The organism is Streptomyces sp. CAU 1734 (assembly GCF_039888735.1).
In the GTDB taxonomy this organism is placed as follows: Bacteria; Actinomycetota; Actinomycetes; order Streptomycetales; family Streptomycetaceae; genus Streptomyces.
The window spans coordinates 297,119-314,177 of sequence record NZ_JBDQQP010000004.1 but is presented as its reverse complement, the minus strand read 5'-3'; the positions used below and the strand labels follow the sequence as shown (position 1 = coordinate 314,177).

Annotated in this window: 11 protein-coding genes; 7 read left to right on the top strand and 4 right to left on the bottom strand. The window is 72.1% G+C overall.

Annotation, left to right across the window (positions count from 1 at the left end; translation table 11 throughout):
- Nucleotides 1-62 precede the first annotated feature (62 nt).
- Nucleotides 63-2,543: a DNA helicase PcrA gene (gene pcrA / locus AAFN69_RS09700; protein WP_347727940.1), complete on the top strand. Its 2,481-nt coding sequence runs from the start codon at nucleotides 63-65 to the stop codon at nucleotides 2,541-2,543.
- A gap of 128 nt (nucleotides 2,544-2,671) precedes the next feature.
- On the opposite strand, the gene AAFN69_RS09695 is transcribed toward pcrA, so the two are convergent.
- Nucleotides 2,672-4,369 (bottom strand): M23 family metallopeptidase, encoded by a 1,698-nt coding sequence (locus tag AAFN69_RS09695; RefSeq protein WP_347727939.1) that lies wholly within the window; start codon nucleotides 4,367-4,369, stop codon nucleotides 2,672-2,674.
- A 222-nt stretch (nucleotides 4,370-4,591) separates the two neighbouring features.
- Nucleotides 4,592-5,401: an alpha/beta fold hydrolase gene (locus tag AAFN69_RS09690; RefSeq protein ID WP_347728107.1), complete on the bottom strand. Its 810-nt coding sequence runs from the start codon at nucleotides 5,399-5,401 to the stop codon at nucleotides 4,592-4,594.
- 614 nt (nucleotides 5,402-6,015) lie between these two features.
- Here AAFN69_RS09690 and AAFN69_RS09685 point away from each other — a divergent pair.
- A complete protein-coding gene (locus tag AAFN69_RS09685) occupies nucleotides 6,016-6,429 on the top strand; it encodes a cobalamin B12-binding domain-containing protein (RefSeq protein WP_347727938.1) in 414 nt (137 codons plus the stop codon).
- Nucleotides 6,430-6,477: 48 nt separating this feature from the next.
- On the opposite strand, the gene AAFN69_RS09680 is transcribed toward AAFN69_RS09685, so the two are convergent.
- Both AAFN69_RS09680 and AAFN69_RS09675 read right to left on the bottom strand, forming a co-directional pair.
- A complete protein-coding gene (locus tag AAFN69_RS09680) occupies nucleotides 6,478-8,100 on the bottom strand; it encodes a DUF5691 domain-containing protein (protein WP_347727937.1) in 1,623 nt (540 codons plus the stop codon).
- Nucleotides 8,101-8,202: 102 nt separating this feature from the next.
- Nucleotides 8,203-9,561: an SWIM zinc finger family protein gene (locus AAFN69_RS09675; protein ID WP_347727936.1), complete on the bottom strand. Its 1,359-nt coding sequence runs from the start codon at nucleotides 9,559-9,561 to the stop codon at nucleotides 8,203-8,205.
- 118 nt (nucleotides 9,562-9,679) lie between these two features.
- Here AAFN69_RS09675 and AAFN69_RS09670 point away from each other — a divergent pair, with 118 nt between their 5' ends.
- The 5 genes from AAFN69_RS09670 (at nucleotide 9,680) to sucD (ending at nucleotide 16,966) form a co-directional block, all read left to right on the top strand.
- The gene (locus AAFN69_RS09670; RefSeq protein ID WP_347727935.1) at nucleotides 9,680-10,792 is read left to right on the top strand and encodes an AAA family ATPase; all 1,113 of its coding nucleotides are present in this window, start codon (nucleotides 9,680-9,682) and stop codon (nucleotides 10,790-10,792) included.
- A complete protein-coding gene (locus AAFN69_RS09665; RefSeq protein WP_347727934.1) occupies nucleotides 10,771-13,233 on the top strand; it encodes a DUF5682 family protein in 2,463 nt (820 codons plus the stop codon). Before AAFN69_RS09670 ends, AAFN69_RS09665 begins: the two co-directional genes overlap by 22 nt.
- 32 nt (nucleotides 13,234-13,265) lie before the next feature.
- Entirely contained in the window at nucleotides 13,266-14,468 is a 1,203-nt protein-coding gene (locus tag AAFN69_RS09660) for a VWA domain-containing protein (protein ID WP_347728106.1), read from the top strand.
- A 422-nt stretch (nucleotides 14,469-14,890) separates the two neighbouring features.
- Nucleotides 14,891-16,066: an ADP-forming succinate--CoA ligase subunit beta gene (sucC, locus tag AAFN69_RS09655; protein WP_347727933.1), complete on the top strand. Its 1,176-nt coding sequence runs from the start codon at nucleotides 14,891-14,893 to the stop codon at nucleotides 16,064-16,066.
- Nucleotides 16,067-16,081: 15 nt separating this feature from the next.
- Nucleotides 16,082-16,966, top strand: coding sequence for a succinate--CoA ligase subunit alpha (gene sucD, locus AAFN69_RS09650; RefSeq protein WP_347727932.1), 885 nt, complete (start codon nucleotides 16,082-16,084; stop codon nucleotides 16,964-16,966).
- Nucleotides 16,967-17,059: the final 93 nt, after the last annotated feature.

The window sequence follows — 17,059 nt, the reverse complement described above, 5'->3', positions numbered from 1 at the left end:
GGTGCTCCGGTCCGTCAATGCGGCGGCGAGTTGTCAGTGCGGCCGCCTAGACTCGGAGAGCGATGAGCAGCCTCTTTGACGACCAGTTCCTGGCGAGCCTCCAATCCACCCCGGAGGAGCACCCGCCGCCGCCCGAGGACCACGAGGACCACGAAGGTCATGCCGGGGAGGAGATCCCCGACGATCTCTTCCAGGGCGCCTTCGACGTACCCCCGGCCCGGGACGCCCACCACCGCGACGGCACGCCGCGGACCGTCATCGACCCGGAAGCCCTGCTGGAGGGTCTGAACGACCAGCAGCGCGCCGCCGTCGTCCACACCGGATCGCCGCTGCTCATCGTCGCCGGGGCCGGTTCCGGCAAGACCCGGGTGCTCACGCACCGGATCGCCCATCTGCTCTCCTCCCGCGGCGTCCACCCCGGACAGATACTGGCGATCACCTTCACCAACAAGGCCGCCGGCGAGATGAAGGAGCGGGTCGAGCAGCTGGTCGGCCCGCGCGCCCATGCCATGTGGGTCTCGACCTTCCACAGCGCCTGTGTCCGCATCCTGCGCCGGGAGTCCAAGAAACTCGGCTTCACCTCCTCCTTCTCGATCTACGACGCGGCCGACTCCAAGCGCCTGATGGCACTGGTCTGCCGTGATCTCGATCTCGACCCGAAGAAGTTCCCTCCCAAGTCCTTCAGCGCCAAGGTCTCGAACCTGAAGAACGAGCTGATCGACGAGGAGAGCTATGCCGATCAGATGGCGGGGGAAGGCGCCGGGGGCGGCTTCGAGAAGACCCTGGCCCAGGCGTACCGCATGTACCAGGCCCGGCTGCGCGAGGCCAATGCGCTGGACTTCGACGACATCATCATGACCACCGTCCATCTGCTCCAGGCGTTTCCCGATGTCGCCGAGCACTACCGGCGCCGGTTCCGTCACGTGATGGTGGACGAGTACCAGGACACCAACCACGCCCAGTACACCCTGGTGCGCGAGCTGGTCGGCACGGGGTACGAGGATCTCCCGCCCGCCGAGCTCTGTGTCGTGGGCGACGCCGACCAGTCGATCTACGCCTTCCGCGGCGCCACCATCCGCAACATCCTCCAGTTCGAGGAGGATTACCCGAACGCCACCACCATCCTTCTGGAGCAGAATTACCGCTCCACCCAGACGATCCTCTCCGCCGCCAACGCGGTCATCGAACGCAATGAGAGCCGCCGCCCCAAGAATCTGTGGACCAACGCGGGCACCGGCGCGCAGATCACCGGCTATGTCGCCGACACCGAGCACGACGAGGCGCAGTTCGTCGCCGATGAGATCGACCGGCTGACCGATGCGGGCGACGCCAAGGCGGGCGATGTCGCCATCTTCTACCGCACCAATGCCCAGTCCCGGGTCTTCGAGGAGATCTTCATCCGGGTCGGGCTGCCGTACAAGGTCGTCGGCGGGGTCCGCTTCTATGAGCGCAAGGAGGTCAGGGACGTCCTGGCCTATCTGCGCGTCCTGGCCAACCCCGAGGACAATGTCCCGCTCCGCCGCATCCTCAATGTTCCCAAGCGGGGCATCGGCGACCGCGCCGAGGCGATGATCGACGCGCTCGCGCTGCGCGAGCGGATCACCTTCCCGCAGGCGCTGCGCCGGGTGGACGAGGCCTATGGCATGGCGGCCCGCTCGGCCAATGCGGTCAAGCGCTTCAATGTGCTGATGGAGGAGCTGCGGACGATCGTCGAATCCGGCGCCGGACCCGCGGTGGTGCTGGAGGCGGTGCTGGAGCGGACCGGATATCTGGCCGAGCTCCAGGCGTCGACCGACCCGCAGGACGAGACCCGGATCGAGAACCTCCAGGAACTGGCCGCGGTGGCGCTGGAATTCGAACAGGGCCGTGCGGAGGGCGAGGGCACGGGCACGCTTCCCGAATTCCTGGAGCAGGTCGCCCTGGTCGCGGACTCCGACCAGATCCCCGACGAGGACGAGGACGGCTCCGGCGTCATCACCCTGATGACCCTCCACACCGCCAAGGGCCTGGAGTTCCCGGTTGTCTTCCTCACCGGCATGGAGGACGGCGTCTTCCCGCACATGCGGGCACTCGGCCAGGCGAAGGAGCTGGAGGAGGAGCGGCGGCTGGCGTATGTCGGGATCACCCGCGCCCGTGAGCGGCTCTATCTGACCCGGGCCCTGATGCGGAGCGCGTGGGGGCAGCCCTCGTACAACCCGCCGTCGCGCTTCCTGGAGGAGATCCCGGTCAAGCATCTGGAGTGGAAGCGGACCGGCCCGATGGCCGCGCCCGCCGGGCCCACCTCCGGGTTCGGTTCGCGGCTGCCGTCGGCGCCCTCCTCGCGCACCCGCACCGGCGCGGCCGGGTTCGCCACCCGGCGCACGGCCTCCGAGAAGCCGGTGATCTCGCTGGCCGTGGGCGATCGGGTCACGCATGACCAGTTCGGTCTGGGGACCGTGGTCCAGGTGCAGGGCACCGGCGGAGAGGCCCAGGCGACCATCGACTTCGGGGACCCGAAGCCGAAGAAGCTGCTGCTGAGGTACGCGCCGGTCGAAAAGCTCTGACCCGTTCGCACCGCGCTGTCGCGGGGAGGGCCGCCGATGCGGCGGCCGTCTCCGCCGGCGCGGCCGGCGCACGGAGAACGGCCGCACAGCTGACATCGCTGTGCGGCCGTTCTGTGTCCGTGCCCGGCCTAGATCTTGAGGTCCTTGCTGCGGAGCCACTGAAGCGGGTCGACCGTCGCGCCGCCCCCGGGCCTGACCTCGAAGTGGAGGTGGACACCGGTGGAGTTGCCGGTGTTGCCGGCGTAGCCGATGACATCGCCGGCCTTGACCGTGCCCGAGCGGATCTTGGCGCTGCTGAGGTGGCAGTACCAGGTCTCGGTGCCGTCGGGCGCGGTCAGGATGATCATGTTGCCGTAGGCGTTGTGGAACTGGGTGCGGATGGTGCCGTCGGTCGCGGCGTAGATGTTCGCGCCGAAGGACAGGGGGAAGTCGATACCCGTGTGGAGCGACATCCAGTTGACGCCGGACTCGCCGTAGTAGGTGCTGAGCACCTTGCTCTTCACCGGGAGCGCGAACTTGGGGCGCAGCGCCTCGCGGCGCTTCGCCTCCTCGATGCGCTTCTTCCGGTCGGCCTCCTGGCGGACCTGGAGGTCGATGCGCTCCTGGGTGCGCGAGGCGCGGTCGCCGAAGTCCCGGGCCTCCGCGTTGAGCGCGGCGAGCTGGGTGTCCATCTTGTTGTTCGCGGCGGCTGTCTTCGCCTCGGTCTCGGCCACATCGGCCGCGGCCAGCTTGGTGTTGTCGGTCTTCTTGCTCTCGCCGCCGGTGATATCGCCGACGGAGGCGGCGGCGATTCCCGCCACGCCCATGACACAGGCGGAGGGGACCGCGACGGTGAAGAGAGCGGAACGCTTGGCGGGGGTACGGCGCCGGCCCCGGCTGCCGCTTCCGCCGGAGCGGCGCACCGGCCGCGGTGTGATCGGGGCGGCCGCGGTGATGGGGTCGAGCTCCCACTCGGGCGTGTCGTCCGCCCCGGTGGTGGCGCCGACCGGTGCGGCGAAGTCGGTGTCACCGTCGAGCGAGGGGAATTCCTCGGTGAGTCCCGTCAGGTGTCCTTCGGAGTGAAGGTCCTCGCCGGTGAGGTCCTCGGAACGCAGGTCGCCGGAGTCGAACTCCGTCTCATACCCGGAGCCGTAAGCCGGAGTGTCGGCGGTGAAGCCCTCGGAGACTTCCTGAAGCAGCTCGGTGGCCTGCTCGGGGATGGCGTCACCCGTGAGCTCCGGGGCGAACTCGGCGCCGAACTCCTGGCCGAACTCGTGCTCGGGAGTGAATTGCTGCGGTACGAGGACATCGGCCATCGCGCCGGTCTCGGTACCCGTGTTCCAGGCGGTGGCGTCGAAGGAGCCGGTCCCGAAGGCCGGTACCGCCCACTGCGCGCCGGTGTCGTACGAGAAAGCCGTGTCCGCGGCCTCGAACCGACCGGCCTCGAACCGACCGGCCTCGAACTGGCCCGTCTCGAACTGCCCGGTCTCGAACTGGCCCGTCTGTGCGGAGTGATCCCACCCGGTCGCGTCCCACTGGCCCGTGGCCTCGTAGGAAACGCCGGTGTCGTACTGCCCGCCGGGGGTCTGCCCGGCGGCGGTGTCGTACTGCCCACCCGCCTCGTGTCCGCCGAACTGATGGCCCTGGTCCTGGATGTCGTACGCCGGATAGCCGGTGACCGGGTGTGCACCCGTGTCCCACTGGCCGGTGTCGTACTGGCCGCTCTGACCGGCGTCGTAACCGGCCTGACCGTCCGGGAGGGCACCGTAGAACGGATCGGTGCCGTAGCTGCCGGTGCTGTAGTCGTCGTTGCCGACGTGCCCGGCGTGGGCGTGCTGGTCGTTCACCAACTTCTCTCTCGCCTCGGCAGCAGGACCTGGATTCCGGGCCGTGAAGCACACGAGTCCCAGAGGGGAACCAGTGGCGCGACTGTACCCGGCGGTATGCGACGGCGACAATCTTCCTGAGGTTTTGAGCAATCAGGAAACGGGCATTCGAGCGTCTTTCGGAGGAGTGTGGGCACAGCTTTGGCCCTATGTTCGAAATTCGTTCGAAAGATTCGGTGTCGATCAGGCCACGGAGATGACTCCCGAGGGGCCCGCTGTCGAATCATTTTCCTCCAGCGCCTCGCGGATGGCGGCGGCGACGGCGGGGTGCACGGGCAGGGCGAGATGGCCGATCCCGCTGACCCGGATGTTCTTCCTGACCAGGTCGGGATGGTCGAGCCGGGCGGTTTCGACCGGGTTCATCCACTGGTCCAAGTCGCTCCAGAAGCTGACGAAGCGGGTGCGGCAGTCCGGCGCGGGCCGGCTCAGCTCCTCGATCACGGCAGAGTCGGGGCGCATCTGGCGCACGACGGGGTGGGCGCTCGCGAGCGGCGCGGCGCTGGTGCCGGAGTGCGGGGTGCCGAGGGTGACCAGGGTGCGCACTCTCAAGTCGCCTCCGAGGCACTGGATGTAATAGCGGGCGATCAGCCCGCCGAGGCTGTGGCCGACGATGTCGACCTGGTTCCGGCCGGTGCGGTCGCGGATGTCCTCGACATGGCGGCCGAGCAGTTCGGCGGCGGTGCGGATGTCGCTCGTCAGGGGGGAGTGGTTGAGGCATTCGAGATGGCGCCAGCCGTGCCGGGCGAGGGAGCGGCGGAGCAGTACGAAGACCGAGCGGTTGTCGGCGAAGCCGTGGAGCAGCAGAACGGGCGGATGGTCCGGGCCCGGGGCGGCGAGCCGTGCGGCGGGCGCCGCCTCCGCGGGGTCGCCGGGTGTGTGCGGGCTGTGCTCGGGCCCGGGGCGCTCGGAGGTGAGGCCGGTGGGGTAAAGGAGCATGTGCCCGGCGAGAATCGCCAGCTCCAGTGCCGTGGCCCGGAGCAGGGCGGCGGGCATGCGCAGTCCGCCGAGATCGTGCAGGCCGGCCCGGAGATTCCACAGCTGGTGTGCGGCGGGGAGGCGGGGAGGGTCGGTGCCGGGGTTCCCGGCATCCGGGGGCGGCTCGGGCCCGGACGGCTCGCCGTCTGATTCCGGAGTGCCCGCCGCCGGGGCGCGCGGTCCGGCCGCGCTCTCGGGCGGCCCGCCCGGAGCCGGTGCGTCCGAGCTCGGGGGCGAGAAAGGCGGGAAGGGGAGAACCTTCATGGGCCGACCTCCGTACGACATCGCAGGAGACGGCGATCCGTCCCCCGCCATGCCCTCATGGGGCCTCTTCAAGCTGCCTGTGGTGTGAGCTGTGGCCTCTCGCGGTCTCCTGTCCCGGCGTCGGTTCGGGCGGCAGGGGCGCCGGGCCCCCGTGCCGTGCGGCTGACGGCGCGGAGGCGCGGCCCTGAAGTGGCTCCCTCTGCGCCGGGCCCGCCCGGCTTGTGGGCCGGGCGATACGGGTACGACGCATAGCGAACATGTCCCACCATGTGATTTCCCCCTCCCTGTCCACCGCGAAACGGACAGGTGCGGGATGCTGGAGATAACGTTCGTTCACTTGCGGCGGAGCCGGGTGTGTGGAGGCAGTTATGGGTGTGACTGGTCCGATCCGTGTAGTGGTGGCCAAGCCGGGGCTGGACGGCCATGACCGAGGGGCCAAGGTGATCGCGCGGGCGCTCCGGGACGCGGGGATGGAGGTCATCTACACGGGCCTCCACCAGACGCCCGAACAGATCGTGGACACGGCGATCCAGGAGGACGCCGACGCCATCGGGCTCTCGATCCTCTCCGGGGCGCACAACACGCTCTTCGCGAAGGTCATCGAACTGCTCGGGGAGCGCGAGGCCGAGGACATCAAGGTGTTCGGCGGGGGGATCATTCCCGAGGCCGACATCGCGCCGCTCAAGGAGCTCGGTGTGGCGGAGATCTTCACCCCCGGCGCCACCACGGTCGCGATCGTCGACTGGGTGAACGCGAACGTGCGCCAGCCCGCGGGCACGTGACGCCGGCGGCCCCCGGGCCGCGGGCGGTCGCCGGCGGCACACGGGAGGTCACCCCGCGGGAGCGGCCGGGGTGAGCTCCCGGTGCATGGCCGCGCGCAGCCGCAGGGTGGAGACCAGGCGCTGGAACGCCTCGGACCAGTAGCCGCCCGCGCCCGGTGAACCGCCCTCCACCTCGTCCGGCGTCGCCGTCAGCAGATCCAGACGGCTCGCCTCCGAAGGCGCCAGGCACCGCTCGGCCAGCCCCATGACCCCGCTGAAACTCCACGGATAGCTCCCCGCCTCCCGGGCGATGTCCAGGGCGTCCACCACCGAGCGGCCCAGCGGCTCCGCCCAGGGGACCGAACAGACGCCGAGCAGCTGGAACGCCTCCGAGAGACCGTGCGAGGCGATGAACTCCGCCACCCACTCCGCGCGCTCCGCCGGATCCAGGCTCGCCAGCAGTTTCGCCCGCTCGGCGATGGGAGAGGTCCCGGGGCCGGTCTCGGGCGGGCTGCCCGGGGAGCCGAGGAGCGCGCGGGACCACTGCGGATCCCGCTGCCGCACCGCGGCCCGGCACCAGGCCGCATGCAGCTCCTCGCGCCAGCCGTCCGCCACGGGCAGGGCGACGATCTCCCGTACGGTCCGCCCGCCGAAGCGCGTCTCCCAGGTCGCCAGCGGCGCCGCCTCCACCAGCTGGCCCAGCCACCAGGACCGCTTGCCCCGGCCCGCCGGCGGGGCCGGAACCACCCCGTCGCGCTGCATCTCCGCATCGCACGCATGCGGCGCCTCCACCGCGATCAGCGGATCGCCACCGCTCGGATCCAGGGCGAGACAGGACCGGGCGCGTGCCGCCATCCGTCCGGCGAGCGCCGAGTGGGGCAGACCGGAGAGCAATTCCGCCGCCGTCGCCCGGACATTGCGGCTGCGGTCGGCGAGTGCCCGCTCCAGAAACGGCTCGTCCGCGTCCGACAGACGGGTGCGCAGGGAGTCGAGGAACATCAGCCGGTCCTCGGCCCGCTCCGCCGCCCAGCCGCTCGCCAGCAGGGCCCGCGCCCTGTCCGGGGCGTCCCCGCGCACGGCCGTCAGCAGGGCGACCCGCTCCGCGAAGAGCCCCTCCTCCCACAGGCGCCGGACCGCCTCGGTGTCCGTGACCTCCGGAAGGAGCGCACCGCCCCCGGACGCGCCGCGCAGCGCGAACCGCCACTCGGGATTGAAACGGGCCAGCCAGAGCCCGCGCGATCCGGCGAAGGCGAGCGCCGGCGGACGCAGATCCGTACGCGCCCGGGCGGCGTCCAGCAGCGCCGGGAGAAGTGCCGGAGGGGCCTGGTAGCCGTGGTGGTTCGCCGCGGCCAGCCACTGCGGCAGCAGCTCGGTCAGATCCGGGGCCGTGCCCCGCCGCCCGCCCGACGACGGCGCCGAACGGTCCGCCAGCAGCTGGGCGAGCCGCCGCTCCGCCGCCGGCGGCGGAAACGGCCGCCCGTCGGGCGGCGCGGGAGCAGGGCGCTCGGCGGCCCGGGCCGGCCGCAGCCCCGCCCTGCGCCGCACCGTGTGCAGCGCAGCCGCGTCCAGCAGGGCGGCGGGCGCCTCGGCCCCGGCCGCCATCACCTCCTCGGGCGGCGTGCGGCGGTCGGTGCCGAGCAGCGCCGAGGTGATCAGTTCCTCCCACAGCGAGGTACCGCCGATACCGGTCATGTTGTCCCTCCGTAACCGCGTGTCCGCCTGATGCATGTCGTCCGCCCGACCCTCCCGCCCGGTTCCGCGTCTCCCCCCCCGGCAGACGGTGTCCGGGTCCCCTCAGACCAGGGCCGTGGCCCCGGCCGTCCCGGCGGACCAGGCGGCGAGCGGGGTCAGCCCCGCGTGGCCGCACTCGCCGAACACCGTCACCGCATCGCCGCCGGAGAGCGCCAGCAGCTTCCACAGCCCCGGACGGCCGAGCGCGGCGGGTGCGACGGGCAGTGCGGAGCCGTCCCCGGCGTCGGCCAGCTGCCACCCCTCCCCGCTTCCGTCCGGGACCGGTATCACCTCCGAGACAATCACCGGCCAGGCATCCAGCCAGGGATCGGCGGCCAGCGCCCTGCCGTACGCGGCCGGCGCCGCCCGGACCGGACCGCCGGGCGGGGCGGCCGCCGAGGGGACCGCGGGCCCCAGCGCCTCCCCCAGATCGGCCCGGAGCCCGCCCCCGCCCGGATACGGGGAGAGATCGGCCTCCACCACCAGCCCCACCGGCAGCGACAGCGACGGCGCCCGGCCGCCCGCGCCGAACGACAGCACCAGCGCGATCCGCCCGGACTCCTCGCCCCGCACCCAGATCCGGCGGGTCGTCACCCGCCCGTCGGACGAGTCGTACTGAGCGAGGATCAGCCAGCGGTCGCGGATCGGCGCGCCCCGCTCCGAGGTGGACAGACCGACCCGGCCGCGCACGGTCGCCGCCAGCGGCTCCGGCAGCCGCTCCACCCGCAGCCAGGCCGTGTCGAGCAGATGGAGCAGCGCGCACTCCTCCAACAGCCGCACCGGCCAGTCCCGGCCCGACCCCGGGATCGCCCCCAGCTCCCGCACCCGCGCGGCCAGACCCGGCGCCTGGGCGTCGACCATCCTGGCGGCGGTCTCCTCCCAGAGGGCGTAACCCCCCTGCTCGGCCGAGGCGAGACCGCCGCGGAGCAGATCCGCGAGCCGCCGCTCCAGCTCCGCGGCCCCCGCCGTGATGCGCCCCGCGCGCCGCTCCGCCCGGCGGACCGCCGCCTCCGGGTCGGCGGGCGCCCCGCCGCCCTCCCCGCCGGCCGCGCTCTCCTTCCGCGCCGCGGCCCGCTCGCGCCGGCCCTCCAGCCACTCCGCCGCCCACTCCGGCTCGGCGCCCCCGGTGGCCACGGAAGGGTCCTCCGCGGCCCAGAGCAGCAGCAGACCCAGCGCGTGCTTGCACGGGAACTTGCGGCTGGGACAGCTGCACCGGAACGCGGGCCCGGCCGTGTCCGCGACCGTGCGGTACGGCTTGCCTCCGCTGCCCCCGCACAGACCCCACACCGCACCCGCGCCGTCGGCACCCGCCCCCGACCACGGCCCCGGCAGACCCAGCTTGCTTCCGGCCTTGCGTGATGTGTCGTCAGGAGCCAGTGCCAGCACCTGTTCCGACGACCAGCGCACCCCCTGCTGATTCATGTTCCCGAAGGTACGCGCAGCCACTGACAATCGGCCCTGACCTGCGCCAACGACCCATTGTCAGTGGGGTGGTGCACTGTGGGAGGCACATCGGATCGAACGATCTGAAGGGGGAGTCATGAGCGTTTCCGAAACCGTCGCGAGCCAGGGGGCAGAGGCCCTGCGGCCCCACGCGGAGGACGCCTTCGCGGACGAACTGAAGGCGCTCGCCGCCGCCGACGACCGGCCACGCCCGGCCCGCTGGCGGCTGTCGCCGTGGGCCGTCGCCACCTATCTCCTCGGCGGCGCGCTGCCCGACGGCACGGTGATCACACCCAAGTACGTGGGCCCGCGCCGGATCGTCGAAGTCGCCGTCACCACCCTCGCCACCGATCGCGCGCTGCTGCTCCTCGGCGTCCCCGGCACCGCCAAGACCTGGGTGTCCGAGCATCTGGCCGCGGCGGTCAGCGGGGACTCCACCCTGCTGGTGCAGGGCACCGCCGGCACACCCGAGGAAGCCATCCGCTACGGATGGAACTACGCGCGGCTGCTCGCCCACGGCCCCAGCAGGGACGCCCTCGTGCCGAGTCCGGTGATGCGGGCCATGGCCGACGGCATGACCGCCCGGGTCGAGGAACTGACCCGCATCCCCGCCGATGTGCAGGACACCCTGATCACCATCCTGTCCGAGAAGACCCTGCCGATTCCCGAGCTGGGCCAGGAGGTCCAGGCGGTTCGCGGCTTCAATCTGATCGCCACCGCCAATGACCGCGACCGGGGGGTCAACGACCTCTCCAGCGCCCTGCGCCGCCGCTTCAACACCGTGGTCCTGCCGCTGCCCGCGACCGCGGACGCCGAGGTCGACATCGTCTCCCGCCGGGTCGACCAGCTCGGACGCTCGCTCGATCTGCCCGCTCCGCCCGAGGGGCTGGAGGAGATCCGCCGGGTCGTCACCGTCTTCCGGGAGCTGCGGGAGGGGATCTCGGAGGACGGGCGGACGAGAATCAAGTCGCCCTCGGGGACGCTGTCGACGGCGGAGGCGATCTCCGTGGTCACGGGCGGGCTCGCGCTGGCCGCGCACTTCGGGGACGGGGTGCTGCGGCCGGCGGATGTGGCCGCCGGGATCCTCGGCGCGGTCGTCCGGGACCCGGCGGCCGACCGGGTCGTCTGGCAGGAGTATCTGGAGACCGTGGTCCGGGAGCGGGACGGCTGGAAGGACTTCTACCGGGCATGCAGGGAGGCGAGCGCGTGAAGGGTCCGCTGCTTCTCGGCGTCCGGCACCACGGCCCGGGATCGGCCCGCGCGGTGCGGGCCGCGCTGGACGCCGCGTCGCCCGACGCGGTGCTCATCGAGGGCCCGCCGGAGGCGGACGCGCTGGTCGCCCTCGCGGGGCAGGAGGGCATGCGGCCCCCGGTCGCCCTGCTCGCCCATGCGGTGGACGACCCGGGCCGGGCGGCGTTCTGGCCGCTGGCCCGGTTCTCCCCCGAGTGGGTGGCCATCCGCTGGGCGCTCGGCCGCGGGCTGCCGGTCCGGTTCATCGATCTGCCCGCCGCTCACTCGCTCGCCCTGGCCGCGGCGGCGGAGGAGCGGGCGGAGAAGAGGGCGGGGGAGGGGCCGGAGGCCGGATCCGGTCCCGCCGGGGCACCGGACCCCGAGTGGGACGCGGTGCCCGGCGGCGCGGCGCGGCGCCCGTCCCCCGGTGCCGCGGCGGACCCGGAGTGGGATGTCGCCGACCCCGAGGGGGACGCGGTGCCCGAGGGGCGCACGGCGGGGGAGCTGCGGGTCGATCCCCTCGCCGTACTGGCCGGGACGGCGGGATACGACGACCCCGAGCGGTGGTGGGAGGACGTCGTGGAGCACCGGGGCGGCCACGGCGGTGACCCGCTCGCGCCCTTCGCCGCACTCGGTGAGGCCATGAGCGCCCTGCGCGCCGCTCATGGCCACGGAGGTCACCGGCGGGACCTCGTCAGAGAGGCCCACATGCGGCTGCGGCTGCGCGCGGCACGGAAGGAGTTCGGGGACCGCGTGGGAGTGGTCTGCGGCGCCTGGCACGTGCCCGCGCTCACCGAGAGGACCACCGTCACCGCCGACCGGGCCCTCCTCAAAGGACTGCCCAAGGTCAGAACGGAGATGACCTGGGTGCCCTGGACCCACCGCCGGCTCGCCCGGCGCAGCGGCTACGGCGCCGGAATCGAATCCCCCGGGTGGTACGGACACCTCTTCGCATCACCCGACCGGCCCATCGAGCGCTGGATGACCTCGGTCGCCGGGCTGCTGCGGGCGGAGGACCATCCGGTCTCCCCGGCCCATGTCATCGAGGCCGTCCGGCTCGCGGAGACCCTGGCCGCCATGCGCGGACGTCCCCTCGCCGGGCTGACCGAGACCACCGACGCCGTCCGGGCCGTGATGTGCGACGGCTCCGATGTGCCCCTGGAGCTGATCAGGGACCGGCTCGTGGTCGGGGACGTCCTCGGCGAGGTCCCGGACACCGCCCCCGCCGTACCGCTCCAGCGCGACCTGGCCCGTCTCCAGCGCGGCCTGCGGCTCAGACCGGAGGCAGCGGAGCGGCAGCTGGAGCTCGACCTCCGGGAGGAGACCGGGGCGGCCAGGAGCCGGCTGCTGCACCGGCTGCGGCTGCTCGCCGTCGGCTGGGGCGAGCCGGTGGCGGGGCGGGCGAGCACCGGCACCTTCCGGGAGAGCTGGCGGCTCCGCTGGGAGCCCGAGCTCTCCGTCCGGGTCGCCGAGGCCGGGGTCTGGGGCACCACCGTGCTCGGCGCCGCCGCGGCGATGGCGGAGCACCGGGCACTCGCCGCGACGACACTCGCCGAGGTCACCGTGCTGGCCGAGGAGTGTCTGCTGGCCGAGGTGACCGACGCCCTCCCGGCCGTGATGCGGGCCCTCGCCGACCGGGCCGCGCTCGACACGGATGTCGGCCGGCTCGCCGAGGCGCTGCCCGCGCTCGCCCGTTCCCTGCGGTACGGGGACACCCGGTCCACCGACACCTCGGCACTCGCCGAGGTCGCCACCGGGCTCGCGGAGCGGATCCGGGTCGGGCTGCCACCCGCCTGCACCGGGCTCGACGCGGATGGCGCGGCGCTGATGCGCGGTCATCTGGACGCGGTGCACACCGCCCTGGGGCTGCTGCCCGACGCGGCGGAGCAGGCGGAGCGGTGGGCCTCCGTACTGCACCGGCTCGCCGGCCGGGACACCGTGCCGGGGGTGATCCGGGGCCGGGCCGCCCGGCTGCTGCTCGACGCCGGGCGGCTCGACCGGGAGGGAGCGGCCCGGCTGATGGGCCTCGCGCTCTCCTCCGGCACCCCGCCCGCCGACGCGGCGGCCTGGATCGAGGGGTTCATCGGCGGCGCGTCCGGGGGCGGAATGCTCCTTGTCCACGACGAGCGCCTGCGCGGCCTGGTGGACGACTGGCTCACCGGGGTGCCCCCGGATCAGTTCACCGATGTCCTCCCGCTCTTGCGCCGCACCTTCTCCGCTTATGAGCCCGGAGTCCGCCGCACCCTGGGCGAGCTGGTCCGGCGCGGTCCCTCGGCGGCCGCCGGGGACGGCGGCCGGCCCGGTCTCCCGGCGGGCGGCTTCGGCACCGGGATCGACGAGCGGCGGGCGGACGCCGTGCTGCCGGTGCTCCGGCTGCTGCTGGGAATCGACGAGGACAGCCTCGCCGGGGCGGGGGTATGACACCGGTGCCGGAAGCGGAAGCGGTCGGCGCGATGGACACGGCGGGAGGGGGCGAACGGGTGCGAGAGGGGTACGCGGTGGACGGGGACGAGCGGGTGCGGCGGTGGCGGATGGTGCTGGGCGGTGAGGGGGCCGACGGCACCGGCTGCTCGCTCACCGGCACCGATCTCGCCGTGGACGCCGCCCTGACCGCTCTCTACGGAAGCGGCGGGAATCCGGCGGGCGCCGGGGCCGGCGGCGGGCGGGGCCGGTCCGCGGGGCTCGGTGCCTCCGCGCCCTCCATGGCCCGCTGGCTCGGTGACATCCGGACCTATTTCCCCAGTTCCGTCGTCCAGATCATGCAGCGCGACGCCATCGACCGGCTCGGTCTCGCCACGCTGCTCCTGGAGCCGGAGATGCTGGAAGCCGTCGAGGCGGACGTCCATCTGGTGGGCACCCTGCTCTCCCTCGGCAAGGCGATGCCCGAGACGACCAGGGAGACGGCGAGAGCCGTGGTGCGGAAGGTCGTCGCCGATCTGGAGCGCAGGCTGGCCACCCGCACCGTGTCCACCCTCACCGGGGCACTCGACCGGGCGGCCAGGGTCAGCAGGCCGCGGCACCGGGACATCGACTGGGACCGCACCATCCGCGCCAATCTGAAGAACTACCTTCCCGAGTTCGGCACCGTCGTCCCGGAGCGGCTCATCGGCTACGGCCGGGCCGCAGGCTCGGTGCGGAAGGAGGTGGTGCTCTGCATCGACCAGTCGGGCTCGATGGCGGCGTCCGTCGTCCATGCCGCCGTCTTCGGGGCGGTGCTGGCCTCCATGCGGTCCATCGCCACCCGGCTCGTCGTCTTCGACACTTCCGTGGTCGACCTCACCGACCAGCTCGACGACCCGGTGGATGTGCTCTTCGGCACCCGGCTCGGCGGCGGCACCGACATCAATCGGGCCCTGGCGTACTGCCAGTCGCGGATAACCCGCCCGGCCGACACCGTGGTCGTCCTGATCAGTGATCTCTACGAGGGCGGGATACGCGACGAGATGCTGAAGCGGGTGGCCGCGATGCAGGCGTCGGGGGTGCAGTTCGTGGCCCTGCTCGCGCTCTCGGACGAGGGCACACCGGCGTACGACCGCGAGCACGCCGCCGCGCTCGCCGCCCTGGGCGCTCCGGCCTTCGCCTGTACGCCGGATCTCTTCCCGGAGGTCATGGCGGCGGCGATCGAGAAGCGGCCACTGCCCGTACCGGATCCCTGAGCGGCACGGGGAGGACGGGAGACGTGCGGGAGGAAGGAGACGGGAGGAAGGAGACGGGAGGAAAGCGGGAGAGGAAGACGGGAGGCGGACGGGAGGCAAGGGCGGGGGACCGAGGGGGCCCGGGGAGAAGCGGCGGTACGGGGCGGTGCGGAAAGGTACCGATTTCGGGGCCCCTGGGCAGGCGGCACCTGGGAAATCCAGGTCCCCGGCCGATCTCTGCCCCTGGACCTGTGACCGTTATCACCACTGATGTGTGAGCTGCGATTTAGGGAGCCACCGGCCACGGGGATACTCTGCGAGGCGGACATGCCGCGTGCCCGGTCACCGTGCGCGCCTTCCTTGTGACATCGCAGTCACGTTGCCCTTCGCGGCACGCCCACGCAGACAACGAACCGCGATCATCAGAAAAGGGACGGACGCGCGTGGACCTGTTCGAGTACCAGGCGAGGGACCTCTTCGCCAAGCACGGTGTACCGGTGCTGGCCGGTGAAGTCATCGACACGCCTGAGGCGGCGCGCGAGGTGACCGAGCGTCTCGGCGGCCGGTCGGTCGTCAAGGCGCAGGTGAAGGTCGGCGGCCGCGGCAAGGCCGGCGGCGTGAAGCTGGCCGACAGCCCGGATGACGCGGTCGCCAAGGCCGGTCAGATCCTCGGCATGGACATCAAGGGCCACACGGTCCACAAGGTGATGCTGGCCGAGACCGCACCGGAGATCGCCGAGGAGTACTACGTCTCGTACCTCCTCGACCGCACGAACCGCACCTTCCTCGCCATGGCCTCCGTCGAGGGCGGCATGGACATCGAGGAGGTCGCGGCCAACAACCCCGAGGCCCTGGCCAAGGTTCCGGTCAACGCCAATGAGGGCGTGACCAAGGAGAAGGCGGCCGAGATCGTCGCCGCCGCGAAGTTCCCGGCCGAGGTCGCGGACCAGGTCGCGGACATCCTGGTGACCCTGTGGAAGACCTTCATCGCCGAGGACGCGCTCCTCATCGAGGTCAACCCGCTCGCCAAGGTCGCCGACGGCCGGGTCATCGCCCTGGACGGCAAGGTCACCCTGGACGCCAACGCCGACTTCCGCCAGCCGGAGCACGAGGCGCTGGAGGACAAGGACGCGGCGAACCCGCTGGAGGCGGCGGCCAAGGCCAAGAACCTCAACTACGTCAAGCTCGACGGCCAGGTCGGCATCATCGGCAATGGCGCGGGTCTGGTCATGTCGACGCTCGACGTCGTCGCGTACGCCGGTGAGAACCACGGCGGCGTGAAGCCGGCCAACTTCCTCGACATCGGTGGTGGCGCCTCCGCCGAGGTCATGGCGAACGGCCTGGAGATCATCCTCGGCGACCCGGACGTCAAGTCCGTGTTCGTCAATGTCTTCGGTGGCATCACCGCCTGTGACGAGGTCGCCAACGGCATCGTCCAGGCCCTTGAGCTGCTGAAGTCGAAGGGCGAGGACGTCACCAAGCCGCTGGTCGTGCGCCTCGACGGCAACAACGCGGAGCTGGGTCGCAAGATCCTTTCCGACGCGAACCACCCGCTCGTGCAGCGTGTGGACACCATGGACGGTGCGGCCGACAAGGCCGCCGAGCTCGCGGCGAAGTAAGGGATTCAGACCACCATGGCTATCTTCCTCACCAAGGACAGCAAGGTCATCGTCCAGGGCATGACCGGTGCCACGGGCATGAAGCACACCAAGCTGATGCTGGGCGACGGCACCAACATCGTCGGCGGCGTGAACCCGCGCAAGGCCGGTACCACCGTCGACTTCGACGGTACCGAGGTACCCGTCTTCGGCTCGGTCGCCGAGGCGATGAAGGAGACCGGCGCCGACGTATCCGTGCTCTTCGTGCCCCCGGCCTTCGCCAAGGCCGCCGTCGTCGAGGCCATCGACGCCGAGATCCCGCTGGCCGTCGTCATCACCGAGGGCATCGCGGTGCACGACTCCGCCGCCTTCTGGGCGCACGCCATCGCCAAGGGCAACAAGACCCGGATCATCGGCCCGAACTGTCCCGGTCTGATCACCCCCGGCCAGTCCAACGCCGGCATCATCCCGGGCGACATCACCAAGCCCGGCCGCATCGGTCTGGTGTCGAAGTCCGGCACCCTGACCTACCAGATGATGTACGAGCTGCGTGACATCGGCTTCACCTCCGCGGTCGGCATCGGTGGCGACCCGGTCGTCGGTACCACCCACATCGACGCCCTCGCGGCGTTCGAGGCGGACCCCGACACCGACCTGATCGTGATGATCGGCGAGATCGGCGGCGACGCCGAGGAGCGCGCGGCCGACTTCATCAAGGCCAATGTCACCAAGCCGGTCGTCGGCTACGTCGCGGGCTTCACCGCCCCCGAGGGCAAGACGATGGGCCACGCCGGTGCGATCGTGTCGGGTTCCTCCGGCACCGCGCAGGCGAAGAAGGAGGCCCTGGAGGCCGCGGGCGTCAAGGTCGGCAAGACTCCGACCGAGACCGCCAAGCTGGCGCGCGAGATCCTCAACGGCTGATCTCGCGCGACCCCGTCGCTTCCGGTGCGTGATGGCGCGCCGGCCGCCGGCGGATGAAGGACAGGTGTGGGCCCGGACCCCGGCAGGGGGTTC

What these genes read in the sequence shown, in the direction of transcription:
- AAFN69_RS09675 (WP_347727936.1), bottom strand. Translation starts at nt 9,561, where the DNA reads ATGAATCAGCAGGGGGTGCGCTGGTCGTCGGAACAGGTGCTGGCACTG.
- AAFN69_RS09670 (WP_347727935.1), top strand. Translation starts at nt 9,680, where the DNA reads ATGAGCGTTTCCGAAACCGTCGCGAGCCAGGGGGCAGAGGCCCTGCGG.
- pcrA (WP_347727940.1), top strand. Translation starts at nt 63, where the DNA reads ATGAGCAGCCTCTTTGACGACCAGTTCCTGGCGAGCCTCCAATCCACC.
- sucD (WP_347727932.1), top strand. Translation starts at nt 16,082, where the DNA reads ATGGCTATCTTCCTCACCAAGGACAGCAAGGTCATCGTCCAGGGCATG.
- AAFN69_RS09660 (WP_347728106.1), top strand. Translation starts at nt 13,266, where the DNA reads ATGGACACGGCGGGAGGGGGCGAACGGGTGCGAGAGGGGTACGCGGTG.
- AAFN69_RS09690 (WP_347728107.1), bottom strand. Translation starts at nt 5,401, where the DNA reads ATGCCCGCCGCCCTGCTCCGGGCCACGGCACTGGAGCTGGCGATTCTC.
- AAFN69_RS09665 (WP_347727934.1), top strand. Translation starts at nt 10,771, where the DNA reads ATGCAGGGAGGCGAGCGCGTGAAGGGTCCGCTGCTTCTCGGCGTCCGG.
- AAFN69_RS09680 (WP_347727937.1), bottom strand. Translation starts at nt 8,100, where the DNA reads ATGACCGGTATCGGCGGTACCTCGCTGTGGGAGGAACTGATCACCTCG.
- AAFN69_RS09685 (WP_347727938.1), top strand. Translation starts at nt 6,016, where the DNA reads ATGGGTGTGACTGGTCCGATCCGTGTAGTGGTGGCCAAGCCGGGGCTG.